The organism is Flavobacterium circumlabens (assembly GCF_004345565.1).
In the GTDB taxonomy this organism is placed as follows: domain Bacteria; phylum Bacteroidota; class Bacteroidia; order Flavobacteriales; family Flavobacteriaceae; genus Flavobacterium; species Flavobacterium circumlabens.
In genome coordinates, this window is sequence record NZ_SLWA01000001.1 from 243,504 (window position 1) to 260,845 (window position 17,342).

The following is a 17,342-nucleotide window of genomic DNA, read 5'->3' on the forward strand; positions in this document are numbered from 1 at the left end:
AAAAAATAAAACAATCCCAACCGATTGTTTCTATATTTGTTTTAAAATCAAACCTTTTTCTATGAAAAGACTTCTACATTTTATCTTTTACATTTTCTGTTTAAATTTTACGTATGCTCAGGACAGCTGGCAACCTATGAATACCAACGACCTGAACCGTAATGCTTTTTTAAAGGCTTCAAAAACACATTTGGCAATAGGCAAAAACAAGCTGTCTTACGTTGCCTATAAAGATGATTGGGCTGATGGAAAAGGTACGGTGCAGAAATTTAACGGAGTATCCTGGGAGCTGGTTGGAATACAAGGATTTTCTCCGGGAAGTGTAGATGATATTTCAATTGCCGTGGATCAGAATAATATTCCATACGTTGCTTACAAAAATAACTTAAATTCTAAAATTATTGTTCAGAAATTTAACGGAACTAACTGGATACCAGTTGGCAACGAAGGTTTTTCTATTGGATCAGCAGAATACATTTCTATTGTTATAGACAACAATAATGTCCCTTACGTAATATACAGTGGCAAAAAAACAACCGATTATACCAACAAACTTACCGTACAAAAATACAATGGCAGCGATTGGGAGCTGGTAGGTTTAGCCCGATTTTCTGAAGGTAGCGGCGACAACTACAGTAGTTCAATTGCCATAGATAATAATAATATACCTTACATAGCATATAACAATAGCGGGGCCGTCGGCGGATATAAAAGTATTGTTCAGAAATTTAACGGTAGTTCTTGGGAAATATTAGGAAGTTCCGGATTTTCAGAAGGTGTTGCCGGTGATGTCTCGCTGGCTATAGACAGTAATAATACTCCTTACGTTTCCTATTTAGATGTTGAAAATTCATATGGCAGCACGGTTCAGAAGTTTAATGGGAAATCATGGGAGCTAGTAGGGAAAGCAGGATTCTCTAATGGACAGGCCTCACCTGTTATTAAAATAGACAAAAACAATATACCATATGTTGCCTATAAAGACTACGCAAATTCTTCTAAAATTACAATTCAAAAATTTAATGGGACCAACTGGAATCCTGTTGGTCCATTAGGATTTTCCTATGGATCAGTAGAAAATATTTCAATGGCCTTAGACGATAATAATGTACCTTATGTAGTATACAAAGATGCAGGAAAGAATGACAACAGAACTGTAAGGAAATTTAATGGTATAAACTGGGAGGAAGTTGGACCGAGAGGAATTTCTGAAGAAGGGCCTCTTGTAGAAATTATTTCAAGCGCGATAGACCACAATAATGTTACTTATGTCGCCTATTCGGACCAAAAAAAATTAGAGAAATGTACGGTTCAGAAATACAATGGGAAAACCTGGGAAATTGTTGGAAAAGCCGGCTTTTCTATCGGGCAGGTTAATCTTATTTCTATAGCCATTGACAACAATAATATACCATATGTTGCTTATAAAGAAGGCACATCTTACTCCAATGGAAAATGCACGGTTCAGAAATTTAACGGTACCTCATGGGAACTATTAGATACTGCTGGATTTTCACCGGAGCTTGCCGGAAATTTAAATATCGCTATTGACCATAACAACATACCTTATGTTGCTTACACGCAATTTAAAAGTGCAGGTCTTTATGATGCGGTGGTTCAAAAATATAACGGTAAAAACTGGGTACCTGTTGGAACTTTGGGGTATTCATCCGGATCTTATTCTGATACATTTGTAAGTTCTATTGCTATTGATAACAACAACGTACCTTATGTCTGTTATAAGGATAGCGAGAATTTTGAGAACCTTGGCTCAATTAAGAAATTCAAAGACAACGCATGGGTAACGGTGGGCTCAGGAAAAAATTATAACTTTCCCGGAATACTTGCAATCGATTCTAATGATACTCCATATATATTGCATGCTTCCAGTTATTTGAGTGAATGGAATACCATTCAAAAATTTAATGGAGCATCCTGGGAAATAGTAGGAGACGCAGGGTTTTGTAAAGGCGAAGAAAAATCTATAGCCATAGACCACAATAATGCCCCTTATATATTCTATTGTGATCAGGGGAATAACAGCAAGAAAAGTACCGTTCGGAAATTTAACGGGACATCCTGGGAACTGGTAGGCACAGCTGAGTTTTCTCAAAATCCAATATACAGACCTCTGATAGTAGTCAATAATAAAAATGTTCCAATAGTTGTTTATAGCAGTAATAACAACAATAATAACAGCAGCAACAGTGTGTATGCAAAGTATTTTGGCTCTTCAAACACTTTGAATACTGCTATCCCCACAAAATCATCTGCACAAAAAATAAATCTGTTTCCTAATCCGGTCAAAAATAAATTTTCTGTTTCGGGAGAGGAAACTGTCCTTGCATTAGAAATATTTGATTTGTTGGGCAGATCTGTCTATAAATCATTCCTGACTGATGACACTTACAACATTGAGTCTTTAGTGAAAGGAATTTACGTAGTTAAAATACAAACAGAAAAAGGATCTTACGGAATGAAAATAATTAAAGAATAATTTTCTTTATACTGCTAAAAAAAAGCATTCATCTTGCGGTGAATGCTTTTTCTTTTAAATATTATTTCCACTTCAGGGTTTCCATCAGTTGTCGCATGTCATTTTTAATATAACTCGCGGCCGGCATAATAGAATCAAAATTAGGCTTGGCATAAAAATAAACCGATCCCGTTATAAAATGTTTTGTACTGTCTGTCACATAAAATTGTGAGTTGGTAGCAGCGTTTCCATCGACCTGATAAAACATTCCGTACACTTTTTTTTCGGGGTTTAAATACGGCTGTTCTAAAATATCATCTGCTTTTATAACATGTTCGTAAGTTAACTTCTGCGCATCTTTTAATAATTTCTCAATATTATTATTGACCGGTTTATACGTTAGGTATATAGTCGCTTTCATTTTCGGATACGTAATTGCAAATCCACAATTCTTTTCTCCTTTTATTACAGCGCCTTCATTCATTTCAAAAGTAAACGGACAATTATTTTCAAAATTCACATATTTAGCTTCCGGATAATCTAAACGCAAGTAACTGGACGGCTTAGGTAATACCTCATTTTTGCAACTTATAATTGTAAAAATCAGTAAAATTGTCAATGTTGAAATTATTTTTTTAAGCATTTTATTCTAATGTTACTTTTATTTGTTTTATGCGTTTTTTGTCCACTGCTTCGATTGTAAAGACACAGTTTTCAAACGTTACTTTCTGATCTTTTTTAGGGAAGTTACCCAGGATTTCCAATATAAAACCGGCTAAGGTTTCTGCTTCCCCCTTGCGGGATTCAAAAACATCTTCATCGACTTCAACAATCCTGTAAAAATCTTTCATGTTAATTTTTCCTTCAAACAGAAAGTTTTTTTCGTCTATTTGCGAGAAGTTTAAATTCTCATCATCAAATTCATCACTGATATCCCCGACAATTTCTTCAATAACATCCTCTAAAGAAACCAATCCCGATGTTCCGCCATATTCATCCACTACAATTGCCAAATGACTTTTAAGGCTCTGAAAATCTTTTAGTAAATTATCCAGTTTTTTATTCTCGGGAACAAAAAAAGCATCTCTTATTAATGAGGTCCAGTCAAATTCTTTTTTATCGATATGAGGCAATAAATCCTTCACAAACAGAACGCCTTCAATCTGATCAATATTGTCTTTGTAAACCGGAATTCTCGAAAAGCCCTTTTCGACTATCTTCGGACAAATCGTTTCAAATGCCTCTGAAATTTCCAAAGCAAAAATATCAATCCTTGGACTCATAACCTGCTTTGTATCTGTATTTCCAAAAGAAACGATTCCTTCCAATATTTTTTGTTCTTCACTTGAAGTTCCTTCGGAATCCGTAAGCTCTAAAGCCTGTGACAACTGATTTATCGAAAAATTATTCTTTTGTTTTCCTAATTTATTTTGCAAATATAAGGTAAGACTGCGCATGGGCAAGCTTACAGGTGAAAGTAATTTATCCAGAAAAGCAACGGGATAGGCTACCCATTTTGCAAATTTTATATTGTTTCGGCTGGCATATACTTTTGGTAAAACTTCTCCAAACAACAAAATTAAAAAAGTCACCAGGATCACTTCTAAGATAAATTTAAAAGCCGGCGATTGTACATTAGCAAAAATATTCTGTCCTATAAAGGAGAACAGAATAACGACTCCGATATTTAGAAAGTTATTGGCTACTAAAAGCGTTGCTAAAAGTTTTTTGGGTTTATCTAAAAGATTAGAAATGATTTTTCCTTTTGAAAGATTTTCCTGAAGTGTGTCGTCAATATCTTTTTGTGACAAAGAAAAAAGTGCCACTTCGGCACCTGAAACAATTGCTGATAAAAACAGCAAAATAAATATTCCGACAAAACCAATGATTAAATTGATGTCTAAATTTGTACTAAAAAGTAAACTGGGCTCCGGGTCCAAACTGAAAAAAATTAGTTAAACAATCAAAAAGGCAAGTCATTTATAGGCAAGTCTTCGTTAGTCGCTTCAAAGTTAGTGTTTTTTACGGATTCTGAATCGGTATTTGGCTTCTGTATTGTAGTTTCTTTTTTGGTTGTCAGGAAAGTAAATTCCGTGACCTGAATTTCTGTAGTATATTTTGTGGTGCCGTCTTCAGCTTGCCACTGACGTGATTTTATACGTCCTTCAATATATATTTTATCTCCTTTAGAAAGATATTTTTCGCAAATTTCAGCCGCTTTATTGCGCACGACGAGATTATGCCATTCCGTCGAAGTTATTTTTTCGTTTGTAGTTTTATTGATGTAAATTTCATTTGTAGCCAGCTGAAAACGTCCGATGCAGTTTCCTCCATCAAAATAATGCATTTTTACATCATCGCCCAAATGGCCAATGAGCATCACTTTATTTAATGTTCCGTTCATGGTTTATTTGTGGTATTTATCCCAAAGATACATTTTTTTAGCAATTTATTTCCTGCTTTTCAATAAAATTATATATCACAATCGGAAAGGGAAATGTTTTCAAATTGTTAGCATTAATACCATTTTCGATTATTTCCTTAATTTTAATTTTCCAAAACTGGATATGTAAATGCTGATGGGACAGTTTATGAATTACCGTCTCATCACTACATTCTTCTAGACCTATTATTGTATAGGCGGAAAACAGGTCATTTTGAATCGCTTTTGAAACAAAATCAAAGTCGGCAATTTCCTTAGTCTCTAAAAGAGGAAATTCATATAAATTGTGCCAGATCCCTTTTGCTGTTCTTTTTTGAATTAAAGTATTCCCCAAAACATCTTCCATGATCAAATAATTAAAGAACCGATTGGTGACTTTTATCTTTTTGGATTTTACGGGCAATACATTTACTTTCTTCTTTTGCAGTGCGAGACAGCTGGCATTAAAAACACAAATAGTACAGTTGGGACTTTTAGGTACGCACTGCAAAGCACCAAACTCCATAATCGCCTGATTGAAAATCGCCGGGTTATCTTTTGGCATTAATTCCCTGGCAAGCTCCGTAAACTCTTTTTTTGTGGCAGGCGATGCAATATCAGATTCTATATCAAAATAACGAGAAAGTACCCGAAATACATTTCCATCAACAACAGGCACTGCTTCATTATAGGAGAAAGAAGCGATTGCAGCAGCCGTATATTCGCCAACACCTTTTAGTTTTAGCAACTCATTATAACCAGGAGGAAAAACGCCATTCAGCTCATTTGCCACATATTGAGCCGTTTTATGCAAATTTCTGGCACGGGAATAATACCCTAAACCCTGCCAAAGTTTCAAAACCTGCTCTTCATCAGCATTTGCCAAATCAAATACAGTAGGAAATTCCTTCGTAAAAGAAAAAAAATACGGCATTCCCTGCGCAACTCTTGTCTGTTGCAGCATAATTTCTGAGAGCCAAATTAGGTAAGGATTAGCCGTTTTTCGCCATGGCAAATCACGTTTGTTTTGTAAATACCAATTTATCAATATGTTATGAAAATTCATCGCAAAATACTTAGAATACAAAAGTAAATGTTTATGTAATTAAAATTTAACGAATTAGCTTGATTAATTATTTTTTTAATTCCTATATTTGCAAACTCAAAAAAATAGTACACCATTTATAAAATTAAATAGGAAAGAAAATGACGAAAGCAGATATCGTAGCGAAAATTTCAGAGAAACTTGGTCTTGAAAAAGGAGATGTTCAGGCAACAGTAGAAACTTTTATGGAAGAAGTTAAAACTTCATTAGAAACTGGAGACAATGTTTACCTAAGAGGTTTTGGAAGTTTCATCGTAAAAACCAGAGCTGAAAAAACAGGTAGAAACATTTCTAAAAACACCACTATCAAAATTCCAGCACACAACATTCCTGCTTTTAAACCTGCAAAAGTATTTGTAGAGGGAGTTAAAACAAACAACGAAGCAAAATAATACTATTAATTAATCATAAAATCGACACGATATGCCAAGTGGTAAAAAAAGAAAGAGACATAAGGTAGCTACTCACAAAAGAAAAAAAAGAGCGAGAGCTAACCGTCACAAAAAGAAAAAGTAGTTTTAAACTACTTTTTTCTTTTTAACCGTTCATTGAAATTGGAATTTAGTCTCAGTCCAAAGTCACAGTCCGCAGCTTAAACTGCCACTGATACCGAAAACTGCTTACTAAAATTCCCCCGGGTTCAATACCTGTTAAAAAATATTGTTTAATCCATCCTTACAATTCAGTTATGAGTTATAAGTTGTGAGTTATGAGTTGTGAAACCTGAAACTTGGAACTTAAAAACCTGAAACTAAAAGTCTGGATAAAAATTTACAGTGTGAATAAAGAATTAATCATTAGATCTAGTTCTGAAGCCGTAGATTTTGCCTTATTAAAAGATGGAAAACTAATTGAATTACACAAGGAAGAAGAGAAAAGCAACTTTCAGGTTGGTGATATTTTTATTGCCAAAATCAGAAAACCAGTTGCCGGACTTAATGCTGCTTTTGTAAATGTAGGCTTCGAAAAAGACGCTTTTTTACATTATCACGATTTAGGACCTAACTTAGCTTCCCAACTGAAATTCATAAAACTTGTAAGCGCAGGTAAAATAAAAGATTTCTCCCTAAAAACCTTTCAGTTTGAAAAAGAGATTGACAAAGATGGCATCATTACTGATATTTTAAGTGCCAATCAATCTGTTTTAGTACAAGTCGTAAAAGAACCTATATCTACCAAAGGTCCAAGGATAAGCGCTGAGCTTTCACTGGCAGGAAGATTTATTGTTCTCGTTCCGTTTTCTGACCGTGTTTCTATTTCTCAAAAAATAGAAGACAAAAAGGAAAAGGATCGTCTAAAAAGACTTGTGTTATCGATCAAACCTAAAGGATTTGGTGTTATTGTTCGCACAGTAGCCGAAGGCAAAAACGTAGCCGAATTAGAAAAAGATTTGCAGAACCTGCTTAGCAGATGGACTGCAATGTGTAAAAAATTACCAACTGCTCATCATCCATCAAAAGTATTAGGAGAACTTAACAGAGCTTCTTCAATATTAAGAGATGTATTTAATGATACCTTCAGTGGTATTCAGATAGATGATGAAGAGTTGTTCCAGCAAACGAAGGAATATCTGCAGGAAATTGCACCTTCAAAACAATCGATTGTTAAGTTTTATCAATCAAATGATACTCCAATTTTTGAGAAATACAATATAGAGAGACAAATCAAAACTTCATTTGGAAGAACAGTTTCGATGAGTAAAGGCGCTTATCTTATTATAGAACATACTGAAGCTCTTCACGTTATAGACGTAAACAGCGGAAACCGTTCGAATAAGGCGACTAATCAGGAAGATACTGCCATGGAAGTAAATATGATTGCTGCCGCTGAAATTGCCAGACAACTTCGTCTGCGTGATATGGGCGGAATAATCGTAGTTGATTTTATCGATATGTCTAATCCCGAAAACAGGAAAGTCCTGTTCGACTTCTTGCGAGAAGAAATGAGCGACGATAAAGCAAAGCATAAAATCTTACCGCCTAGTAAATTTGGTTTAGTCCAGATTACCAGACAACGCGTAAGACCAGAAGTAAATATTAAAACTAGAGAAGAAGATCCAAACAATGAACATGGCGAAATTGAAGCGCCAATTTTAATCATTGATAAAATCGCATCTGATTTAGAAAGAATTTTAAAAATCCACAAAAGTGTTGTGCTTAATGTACATCCGTTTGTGGCTGCATACCTCAGTAAAGGTTTTCCATCATTACGTTCAAAATGGTTTTTTGAACATAAGAAATGGGTGAAAATCATACCTCGTGACGCTTACACGTACTTAGAATACCATTTCTATGATAAAAAAGGAAATGTTATTTCAGAATAAATTAAAAAACCGCTTCCCGAAAGAGTAGCGGTTTTTTTATGTCTTTTTTTTGCCTTTTTTGCCACGAATTGCACGAATGAACACGAATAAAAACTATTATTCAATTGTCACCCTGAGCGGAGTCGAAGGCTTAATACCTAAGAGCGGCTTCGACTCCGCTCAGCCTGACAAGAGTATTATTCCCTTACAATTTCTACTTTTCTGCTAATTTCATTACCGGATTCATCCACAACCGTGATGTTATGAAATCCGGCGTTCATTATAATTGGCTTTTCGTGAAACACTTTGGTAACGCCTTTGTACACATGATCTACATACCAGAACAATTGTTTTTCTCTCTGTGCATAAGCAATTTTAAAAATTACCGGCTGTACTTCGCTGTTAAAATCCTTCGTTAAATAAATTTTACTATTCGTTTTCGGATAAATAAAATCCATAGCAACTGTCTGTGTCCCCATACAATCTTCTTTAAAAGGAGGCAACGGTACATATTCAATATGTTTGCTTTTGTAATACCAGGCCATGACCGGAGGCAATATGAACCAGTTTTTTGTCACTATATTTTCAACACTTTCACAACTGCTGTTTACCTGAAATTGCTGTGTCAGATCCAGATGGACTGTTCTATGATACGGGCATACAGTTGTTGTTTTTCCTTTTTTAGTGACCCATTGTTTTATTTTGGGGCAGCCTTCTTTTGCCAGATGCCCGCTTAGGCTGCAGACCTCAACTTCATTTAAATCTTCATACGGAATCCCAAACCATCTTTGTCTTGGCAATAAATTAAAAACATCAAATAAAATTGGCGCTGCGCTCGTCACTCCTGTTAATGTTGGTCTTCCCTCACCGGTTGCATTTCCGACCCAGACTCCCACTACATATCTGGAATTTGTTCCGATAGCCCAGGCATCACGATTACCAAAGCTGGTACCTGTTTTCCAGGCAATTTTAAGTGAACTGTCGTAAAATTTCCAGGCTTCATCGCCTTCCGGGCGGTTTACTTCTTCCATTGCATTATACGTAAGCCAGATTGATCCGGCACCCAAGATATTTTTCTGTTCGCTTTCTGATCCAAAATCAGGCTGAAAGTCATTCTTATAATTAAGTTGTGTAAATTCTTTGGTTCTGTATTTTCCGTGGCTTTTATTAAAATAATTGACCGTGGAAGATAAATTGGAATACGTCCTGCATAAATCCCATAAATTACTTTCGGCACCTCCCAAAATAAGCGACAATCCATAGTGGTCCGGCGATTTATCAATGTCACTCAACTGAAATTTCTGAAGTTCTTCGTAAAACTTATTCACACCAAAATCCTGCAGCATCAATACGGCCGGAATATTTAAGGAACGTGACAGGGCACGATGTGCCGGAACAGCGCCATCAAAAGTCAGATTAAAATTCTGGGGAGTATATCCTGCAATCTGCGTAGGGACATCGGCCACTAAAGTGTTGGGCAGCAGTTCGCCATCATCCAGCATAGCTGCGTATAATAAAGGTTTAAGAATGCTTCCTGTACTTCTTGGCGCGTCGATAATGTCAACATCTTTCTGGTGATCACCATCAGTCGGAGCATTTCCAACATAACTGATGACATTTCTATTCTGAACATCAATGACCAGAATCGCCAGATTGCTGACTTCATTTTGCCTGTATTGATTGTAATAATATTTCGCAATTTGATTGACCCTGTTTTGCAGCGTAAAATCCAATGTTGTTTTTACCCGCATTCCTTCTTCATTTTTTGCCACACGTTCTAATAAGTGAGGTGCGATTTGGGGCAAATCATAAGGCTTTTGGGGTAAAGGCTCGTCTATGGAAAGTTCATACGTCTGTTGATCGATTATACCTTCCTGATTTAGTTTTAGTAACAGACGATTGCGTTTTTGTAATAACCTTATTTGATTTTTTCCCGGATAAATTAAACTCGGTGCATTGGGCAAAACGGCCAAAGTTGCACTTTCAGCCCATGACAACTGATTCGATTGTACGCCAAAATAGCGCCATGCCGCCATTTCGAGTCCGACAACATTTCCGCCAAAAGGAGCGTGAGCGGCATATAATTCCAAAATTTCATTTTTAGAATAGCCTAATTCCAATCTGGTTGCGAGAATAAGTTCTATGATTTTTTCAAAATAAGTTCTCCCCTTTCCTTTTCTGGATAACCTTATGACTTGTTGCGTCAATGTACTTCCTCCGCGAACTACTTTTCCGGCTTTTCTGTTTTGCCGGATCGCATTGACCATTGCAACCGGATTAAAACCCGGATGTTTATAGAAATATTCGTCTTCAAAATAAACAATACATTTTTTGAACTTGTCCGGAACACTGTCCTGCGCCGGAAAACGCCATTGTCCGTCCCGGGCAATTTTCGCCCCTAATAATTCTCCTTCTTTACTTTCAATCACTGTGGAATAGGGTTCCTTAAATAAAGTTCGGGGTAGGGAGAAATAATAAATCAGCAAGAGCAGAAATGCAATTGCTGATTTTATTTTATTCTTTTTTATCCAGTTTATAATGCGTTGCGAGAACGCAATTAATTTATTTTTCAAAGTTTAATCGTAATTTAACTGCAAGGAACGCGAGGTTATTTGCAAAGTTTATAAAGTTTTTTTCACGCAGATTTTGCAGATTTTGCAGATTTTTTTTATCTGCCAGATCTCCAAAATCTGCGTGAAACTTTATTTCACCACCTGAACCCAAAATCCTTTGGTTCTGGCCAGGAAAGTATGATCGTACATCGCTTCACATTGCAGTCCCGGCAAATAATAAGTTCCAAGATAAGAGGCATTCAGTAAAATTTTGAACGTTTTAGTTTCTCCGGCTTTCAGTCCAAAATAGAAATTCGTCCTGTCATCACGGATATCAATATAATCAGCTGTATTATTTGTTGCTTCACCGTAATCCGTAAAACGGGTGTTTACAATTTCGAAACCGGATGGTAAAATCTGCGACAAAGCTACATTTTGAACGTATTCATTCTTCAGATTTTTAATAGTTACCTCAGCAACGAACTCCGTTCCCTGAGCAATTTTCGACACCTCAATTACGCTGCCTTTTCTGTTTCGGAAAACAATTCTGGCCGAAAGATTATTTTCTACCGCATTTTCCTGACCAATAGGAAGGATTCCGGTATTTAACACACGAACATAAATCGTATTCTTTTTATTGTTTTTTAAAGTGATACTATTGGCTCCCGATTTCACCACCAGGTTTCGGTCTGCAACGGTTTTAGCGGTTTTTATAGTCTGCGCTTTTCCGTCTTTGCTAAACTGAAGATCAATTCCTTTAGGGCCGTTATGGAGTGAGAATTTCGACATGGCATACAAACAATAAGCAGTAGTCTGGGTACTCATCCATTGGTCACTTGCCATATTTTTGGCCAGTTTTGTAGCCATCAGGAAGGAATTTTCTTTTTGGTTTAACAACAATAATGTTTCCAAAGCCATGGCTCTGTTCCTGTCACCTGAACCATAATAGTAATAATTATAATCACTTGAAGTATCATCGATTTTACTGTGCAATAACAAGGTCAATCCGGCGCTTTTTTGTCCTGCCAGCACATAAGCCGCTGCCAGACGCAATTTACTTTCGTTTGAAATTCCGGTTGTTTCGCGTAATCTGTTCATGGAAGACAAATCGGGAGAACCTGCCAGAGCCAATGTATACAAACGATACGCCTGTGCCATATCATTCCCGTATCGTGGTTCAAAACGCCATTTTTTGGCTTCTTTTTGCTGATAGGAGATCCATTTTGACTTGAAATTAATCGGTAAAACATATCCTTTTTTCTCTGCTTCTATTATAAAATGTCCGGCATACGAAGTTCCCCAATCGTCTGCAATCGTATTTCCCTGCCAGTAAGCAAGTCCGCCGTTTGGCAACTGAAAACCTCCTAATCTTGTGATTCCTGCCGTTACATTCTTTTGAATAAGCTGTTGGCGCGTGGCATCAATATCTGCTACATCACTCAAAAACAATTGCGGAAAAACAGCTGAAGTCGTTTGCTCTACACAACCATGCGGGTATTGAATCAGATATTGCAATCTTCCATTCAGATTAATGGTCGGCATAGAAGAAACTTCCAGCTTGGCTTTGTTACTTCCCGAAACACCGAAGGTTTTCCAGTAAATCGTTTTAGAACTGCCGGGTGCTAAAATCACATCTGTGTAGGTATTTGTAACCGGATTCGGATTGGTCATATCAATCTCGACCTCATAAGATGATTTTTCTTTTCCGGAGGTGGCGATAATCTGCACTTTTGCAATTCCGGTCAGGCTTCCTACTGCAAGATTGAAATATGCCATTTTCTCATCCGGCTGTGTAAAAGTTACATTTTGAGCAGCACTTCCGATTACCTGTAGCCCTTTGCTGGTTTTAATCTGAAGTTTTACATTTTTAATATTTTTCTCCGTTGCGAAAACCGTAACCGGAATGGTCACTTTTTCTGATGGTGAAATTTTTCTTGGCAACGAAGCCAGCACCATTAACGGACTGCGAACCGGAGTTGCTTTTTCTACACTTCCATAAGCGCTTGTTGCAGCATCACCCGCAACAACCATTGTTCGTACTGATCCTATATATTTTGGTAACGTAACCTGATGGGTTTTGGTCTGTCCTTTTTCCAGTTTGAAGGGGCCCAGATAAATTACAACCGGTTTAAAACGATTGGCTTTCTTAGCCTTTCCTCCGCCTAAATCCTGATCTCCACCAATACTGAAAATCTGATTTACTTTTCCGCCGTAAGCGCCAATCACATCATCGTAGACATCCCAGGTTTTTACACCTAAGGCTTCGCGAACGTAAAAACTATCCCAGGCATTTGGTGTTTTAAATCGGGTTAAATCCAATAATCCTTCATCGACTATGGCAATGGTATATGTCATTTCTTTACCTGACTTCTCACTCACTTTTACAGGGAATGATTGTTCCGGTCTTAAAACATCCGACATGGTAATCGTTGGTTCCAGTTTTGTATTTTTATCGACTACTCCAATCGGAACAATTCCGTACATACGAATCGGAGAATCATTTTTAGTCGAGGCGTGCGGTTGCAAAAGTGTAATATTGAAATAAACATTTGGAGCCATTGCCGCCGTAATCGGAATTTCAACTTTTGTTTCTCCTTTTTTGGTTTCTACCCAAAGTGTCTGTACTACTTTTGATCCATTTTCGACAGAAACCAAAGCACGTCCGCCTGCACTTGAAGGGAAAGAAATCTGTGCTTTCTCGCCTACGGCATAGTCTTTTTTATCTGTAGAAAAAACAAGCATATTGGCTGTTGAAGCATCTGTATTCCTCGTTTTTCCGGACCAGATTGGCCAATCTATATTTACGGTTAGTGCTGTTGCATGCCCTCCGGTTTCATCAGAAACACGAATCATATAGCGTCCCCACTCTTCATCGGTTAAGGCAAACTGAATACTTCCCTTCCCTGATGAATCGGTGTTTACTTTAAAGGTTTTATAAGAAGTTGTAGCTTCGGATGAATTGTAATTGGATAAGTTATCACTTGAAGCATCCCACCACCAGCGCCATTCTACTTTATAAACTTTTACTTCCAGATCCCTTACCGATTTTGGTCTTCCGTTTTCATCAACGGTTACAATATCAAAACGATTGTTTGTTCTGGTTTCCAGCATTCCGTATTTGTTGACTTCCGGTGCTTTTACGCCCACATATGTTTTGTACGGAGAATAGGTCGTAGCCATTGCATCCATACTGAAATCCCCGCCTTCTTCGTATACTTTTGTAATGAAAGAAGCTCTCAGCATTCCGGGTGCCTGTCCTTGTAACTTTGGATTAATATTGACCGATGCTTTTCCGTTTGCGTCTAATTTTCCGGAAAAAACATTCACTTCTTCGGTACTGAATCTGCGAACGAGGTCATCAAAGGTATATTTGTCATATCCTTTGAAAGTGGTTTTCTGTTCAGAGAATTTAGCCTGCATTTCTACATTCAGATTTTTAGCGATGGCGCCATGAAGCCACGTCACTTCAAGATTACTGGTGTTTGGATATGACGAAGACAATATGGTTCTCTGGAAACTATTCTTGATTTTTAAACGATTGGGTTTTATCGTTTCAATCTTTATGTTTTTATAAAATTTTGCTCCCCCAACACTTACCATTGCTTCCCAGCTTCCTGTTGGTGCATCGGGATCTGTCGGCACGATAAACGCATAATGATTTAATTCATTCGATTTCTGAACGGTCTGATAGGATACTTTTCCGTTTGGATCGGTTAGCCTGAATTTTATCGGGTGAGCTTTTGGCAATTTATTCGAAGCATCATTCAAGATAAAAGACAAGTACAAATTATCTCCCGGACGCCAAACGCCACGTTCTCCATAAATAAATCCTTTCAGCCCTTTCTGAAGCGTTTCTCCGGCTACATCAAAATTACTTACGGATAATGAATTCCCGTCATCAAGCTTTACATAAGTTGACTGATCTCCTAAAGTAACGATTGCAAAATAGGCGAATTTATGGATCTGGAAGGTGGCAATACCTTCACTGCTGGTCGATGCAGTTGCAATTTTTTGCTGCTGATAGGTGTATAAATCAACACGTGCGTTCGAAACCGGTTCGGTTGTAATGATATTATTTACGGCAAACAAATACGATTTATTCTCTCCTCTTTTGGCAATTACCCCTAAATCGGAAGCTAAAATATTGGTTGCAATTCGGGCATTGTAATAATAGGAACCTGTACAAGGATCCTGGCTTTCTCTCCACTGATAATCGTCGTAATAGTAGTCATCATAAGGATTCTCGCTATAATTCACATCATCTTCATCCACTTCTTCTTCTTCCTCATTTTGATTGGAATCTTCTTCTGATGTTTCACATTTGTATAGAGAATATTTCTTTTTATAAGAGAATTCTACGCGGTAAATCGCTCCCGGTTCTGGTTTAATAATTTTAGATAAGTCTAAGGCAAAAGTGTTCCATTTGCTTAAATTAACCAACGTATTTTCTTTAAGATTAATGGTCGTTTTGGCAACGGGCTGAGAAACACGTTTTAAATTTTGAGATCCTTTTAATTCATTATTCTGAAGAAACTGCAGAATGTTATTTTTATAGATTTTGTACACTTTTACGTCCACGGCACTCAGATTTGCAGCTTCAAAATTCAGTTTCAGATTATTGGAACTTGGCAGAATCGTTCCGTTTTTTACAAATCGGACATTGGGTTTTATCTGGTCGAAAGAAATTTTCTGAGAATAACTCTCCTTCATTTTCTGGCCATACTGACTTTCTATTCCCTGAAAAACTTCAAGCAACAATTCGCCCGTTATATTTTGCTCCGGTGTGGCTTCTTCTTCCACCACTTCCGGTTCTGCTTCGACCGTTTCTTCCGGTGTTGCGACTGCTGCACTATCAACCGTAACGCTTGCCGAATCTACCGTAACTGTTGCAACCGGTTCTTCTACTACTACTTCGTGAACCACTTCCGGTGCGGGTTTCTCATTACTGAAATAAACTTTCAGCACATTTCCCTGCGTCGAAAATTTTAAATTATTGGTGTTCTGAATGGCGACCAGACCTTTGAAATCCTGGCCTTTCTCTAAAGGTTCTGAAAAATTGATTAAAACGGACTGATTATTTTCGTCTGGAACATCGACTTTTATAACTTTAAATTCATTTATGGACGTAATCGGAAAGTCAATTTTTCCTTTTTGGTCAATATCAAAATCATTCCCGTCATAAGCGATTTCAAGTTCACTTGGCTCATCAAAACGCTGGATACTGTCAATGATAAATTTGAATTCTTTTCCTGATTTTACGTTTTTATCAAATTTAATTTTAAGCTGATTTCCTTTCTGACTGGCTAAGATTAATTTTTGAGCCGTCTCGGAATCGATATCATCTGCTGTTTTCAAAACGCAGTTCAGGTACTGATATTCTTTACTGTGGGATTGAATATCGAGCGTATTGATCGTGAAATCCTGTTTTATGGTTTTAACCGTAAAATTAAATTTCGAAAGCTCTTTCTCTTTTTGTTTGGGAAGCGTAATCAGTTTGTCTAAGTTCAGCGTAACCTGATACTCTGTTCCCGGCTTTAATTTTTTCTCCGGAATAAAAGCAATAGTATTGCCCGAAAGCGCCACTACTTTTCCATTCACACTTGGTGAAATATCAAATAAATCGTCATCTAAAACCTCATTGACTTTCCATTCTTTTTTTTCGAAAGCCAAAACGACGCGTATGTCCGAATCTGAAGGGACAATTCCACCCGTAAAACTACTTATGTACTCTTTGAATAATGAAAAATCGGAATTAAAATCGGCAGCTGATTTTCTACCGCAAGATTGAAAAATAAAAAACACACAAAACACGAGAACTAATCCTTTTGCTTTCACTTTTATTTAGAGTTATAAGGTTACAAATTATAGAAAATGACAGAACGTTTTAACATTTGACAGGTAAAGAGCATAACTATCGAAATGTCAAATATATTGTAGTAAATGTAGAATATTTTTTGAAATCTTTAAGAGGAAAATTCAGTGTAATGAATTATTTTTTTTGCACTGAAAAATGATCAATTATTTACGCCTTTCTATAAAAAAACGTTTCATTAAATCAGCCGCTTCATTGGCCATGATTCCGGAAACAACGGTAGTTTTAGGATGTAATTTGGTTCCCATGGTCATAAAACCGCGTTGCTCATCCCTCGCACCAAAAACAATTTTCGAGATCTGGCTCCAGTACAAAGCTCCTGCACACATCTGACAAGGTTCGAGTGTGACATATAAAGTACAATCCTTAAGGTATTTTCCACCTAAGAAATTAGCCGCGGCAGTAATCGCCTGCATTTCGGCATGAGCCGTAACATCATTTAATAACTCGGTGAGATTGTGACTTCTGGCAATCACTTTATCGGCAACGACAATTATGGCTCCAACAGGAATTTCGCCTTTATCAAAAGCCATTTCAGCTTCCTGCAAAGCTTTTTTCATAAAGTACTCGTCGGTGAAGGGATTTATCATAATTGCAAAAGTACATTTTTGAA

General features: G+C 37.0%; 10 protein-coding genes. 3 read left to right on the forward strand and 7 right to left on the reverse strand.

Annotated elements, in window-relative coordinates; genetic code table 11:
- The first annotated feature begins 61 nt into the window (after positions 1-61).
- Positions 62-2,497: a T9SS type A sorting domain-containing protein gene (locus tag EV142_RS01040; RefSeq protein WP_132031866.1), complete on the forward strand. Its 2,436-nt coding sequence runs from the start codon at positions 62-64 to the stop codon at positions 2,495-2,497.
- Between the two features lie 61 nt (positions 2,498-2,558).
- On the opposite strand, the gene gldD is transcribed toward EV142_RS01040, so the two are convergent.
- From gldD to mutY, 4 genes are read right to left on the reverse strand one after another with little or no spacing between them, the layout of a single operon-like run.
- On the reverse strand, positions 2,559-3,119 hold the full coding sequence (gldD, locus tag EV142_RS01045) for a gliding motility lipoprotein GldD (RefSeq protein WP_132031868.1): 561 nt from the start codon (positions 3,117-3,119) through the stop codon (positions 2,559-2,561).
- Between the two features lies 1 nt (position 3,120).
- Positions 3,121-4,416, reverse strand: coding sequence for a gliding motility-associated protein GldE (locus EV142_RS01050; RefSeq protein WP_132031870.1), 1,296 nt, complete (start codon positions 4,414-4,416; stop codon positions 3,121-3,123).
- 23 nt (positions 4,417-4,439) lie between these two features.
- Positions 4,440-4,880 carry a single-stranded DNA-binding protein gene (locus EV142_RS01055; protein ID WP_132031872.1) on the reverse strand — a complete coding sequence of 147 codons (441 nt, stop codon included), beginning with the start codon at positions 4,878-4,880 and terminating at the stop codon, positions 4,440-4,442.
- Positions 4,881-4,917: 37 nt separating this feature from the next.
- Complete coding sequence (gene mutY, locus EV142_RS01060; RefSeq protein WP_132031874.1) at positions 4,918-5,964, reverse strand: A/G-specific adenine glycosylase; 1,047 nt, start codon at positions 5,962-5,964, stop codon at positions 4,918-4,920.
- Positions 5,965-6,104: 140 nt separating this feature from the next.
- Here mutY and EV142_RS01065 point away from each other — a divergent pair, with 140 nt between their 5' ends.
- Positions 6,105-6,395, forward strand: coding sequence for an HU family DNA-binding protein (locus EV142_RS01065; protein ID WP_007805026.1), 291 nt, complete (start codon positions 6,105-6,107; stop codon positions 6,393-6,395).
- A gap of 386 nt (positions 6,396-6,781) precedes the next feature.
- The gene (locus EV142_RS01070; RefSeq protein ID WP_132031876.1) at positions 6,782-8,326 is read left to right on the forward strand and encodes an Rne/Rng family ribonuclease; all 1,545 of its coding nucleotides are present in this window, start codon (positions 6,782-6,784) and stop codon (positions 8,324-8,326) included.
- 176 nt (positions 8,327-8,502) lie between these two features.
- On the opposite strand, the gene pbpC is transcribed toward EV142_RS01070, so the two are convergent.
- The 3 genes from pbpC to EV142_RS01085 form a co-directional block, all read right to left on the reverse strand.
- Positions 8,503-10,878 (reverse strand): penicillin-binding protein 1C, encoded by a 2,376-nt coding sequence (pbpC, locus tag EV142_RS01075; RefSeq protein WP_132031878.1) that lies wholly within the window; start codon positions 10,876-10,878, stop codon positions 8,503-8,505.
- A 129-nt stretch (positions 10,879-11,007) separates the two neighbouring features.
- Positions 11,008-16,692 carry an alpha-2-macroglobulin family protein gene (locus EV142_RS01080; protein ID WP_132031880.1) on the reverse strand — a complete coding sequence of 1,895 codons (5,685 nt, stop codon included), beginning with the start codon at positions 16,690-16,692 and terminating at the stop codon, positions 11,008-11,010.
- 183 nt (positions 16,693-16,875) lie between these two features.
- Positions 16,876-17,319: a nucleoside deaminase gene (locus EV142_RS01085; protein ID WP_041516481.1), complete on the reverse strand. Its 444-nt coding sequence runs from the start codon at positions 17,317-17,319 to the stop codon at positions 16,876-16,878.
- Positions 17,320-17,342 lie beyond the last annotated feature (23 nt).